This window comes from Actinoplanes sp. NPDC048791 (genome assembly GCF_040650095.1).
In the GTDB taxonomy this organism is placed as follows: Bacteria; Actinomycetota; Actinomycetes; order Mycobacteriales; family Micromonosporaceae; genus Actinoplanes.
In genome coordinates, this window is record NZ_JBEZGQ010001488.1 from 1 (window position 1) to 1,559 (window position 1,559).

Consider the following 1,559-nt stretch of genomic DNA (forward strand, 5'->3'; position numbering starts at 1 on the left):
GGCGGCGAAGCGCAGCAGCTGGCCGGTGAGCCCGGCCGGCACCCCGGCGACCGGCAGCGGATTGCGGCCCAGCTGCTCACGCAGGGCGCCCAGCGGCAGCCGGCCGGTGCCGAGCGCCCGGGTCAGCCGGGCGATGCCGCGCAGGTCCGCCAGTGCCGTGGCCACGATGTCGACCCGGCTGTCCGGATCGTCGACCCAGTCCACCGGCACCTCGTGGATGCGCAGCCCGGCGCGTTCGGCCAGCACCAGCAGTTCCGTGTCGAAGAACCAGCCGGTGTCCTCGACCATCGGCAGCAACCGGGCGGCCACGTCCGCGCGGATCGCCTTGAAGCCGCACTGCGCGTCGGAGAAGCGGGCGGCCAGGGTGCCGCGCAGGATCAGGTTGTAGGTGCGGGAGATGAACTCGCGCTTGGCGCCGCGGACGACCCGGGAGCCGCGGGCCAGCCGGGAGCCGATGGCCAGGTCGGAGTGGCCGGAGATCAGCGGGGCGACCAGCGGCAGCAGTGCGCCGAGGTCGGTCGACAGGTCCACGTCCATGTAGGCCAGTACGGCCGCGTCGGAGTGGGTCCACACGAAATTCAGCGCCCGGCCGCGGCCCTTCTCGCTCAGGTGCACCGCGGTGACGCCGGGCAGCACCTCGGCCAGGCGGTCGGCCACCTGGGCGGTGGAGTCGGTGCTGGCGTTGTCCGCGATGGTGATCCGGAAGCGGTACGGGAACCCGTCCCGCAGGTACGCGTGCAGCCGGCGTACGCACGGCTCGAGGTCGACCTCCTCGTTGTAGACCGGGACGACCACGTCGAGCACCGGAGCAACGGCCCGCACCTGGTCGTCGGCGTACGAGGGCAGCGTGGAAAGGCTCATGCCACCAAGGTCGGCTCCCCGGCTTTGCCCGGATTGTGGCGAACCTGTGGCGGCCCTATGAGTTCTGTGGCCCGCGGGTGACACGCCGGCCGGGCGGCCCCCGACGTGGAGGGCCGCCCGTGGTCCGGTCGTCATCTACCGGGTCGTGAGGTCGTAGAGGGTCACACCGTCGACGGTCCGGCTGGTGAAGTTAGCGGTGACCCACTCGGAGATCTGCGAGCTGGCGTTGCTGCCGCCCGAACCGGTGCCACCCCGGCCGCCGCCGAAGCCACCGCCGAAGCCACCGCCGCCTCCGCCGCCGATGAAGTAGTGGATCTTTCCTTCGGCGACGTACTGCTGGAACTGGGCCAGCGTGGGGGACGGGTCGCTACCGTTGAAACCGCCGATCGCCATCACCGGGTCGCCGGTGGCCAGCTGATAGCCGGAGGCGCTCTGCGAGCCGACCGCGGCGGCGACCCAGGTGTACTGGTCGGCGTTGGTGTCCAGCAGCGACTCCATCTCGTCGCTGACCGTGGCGGCGTTCAACAACCCACCCATGCCGCCACCACCGCGCATACCGCCGCCGGTCGTCGCCCCGCCCGGCGGAGTGCCACCGCCTGGGAAGCCCGACAACCCGACCGACGCCAACGGCGACGACCCGGCTGTCTGCGCGAGCAACGTCTGCAACAACACCTGGGCCCTGGTCCGCGACGCCGCCA

1 protein-coding gene and 1 pseudogene are annotated in these 1,559 nt (G+C 72.0%); both read right to left on the bottom strand.

Translation table 11 applies throughout. The features are described 5' to 3' along the window. Positions 1 to 861: dolichyl-phosphate beta-glucosyltransferase (locus AB0C29_RS47705; RefSeq protein WP_360834908.1), on the bottom strand; the 861-nt coding region annotated here is incomplete at its 3' end. Between the two features lie 135 nt (positions 862 to 996). Further along, a pseudogene (locus tag AB0C29_RS47710) lies at positions 997 to 1,425 on the bottom strand (glycosyl transferase); the annotation flags it as partial. Positions 1,426 to 1,559: the final 134 nt, after the last annotated feature.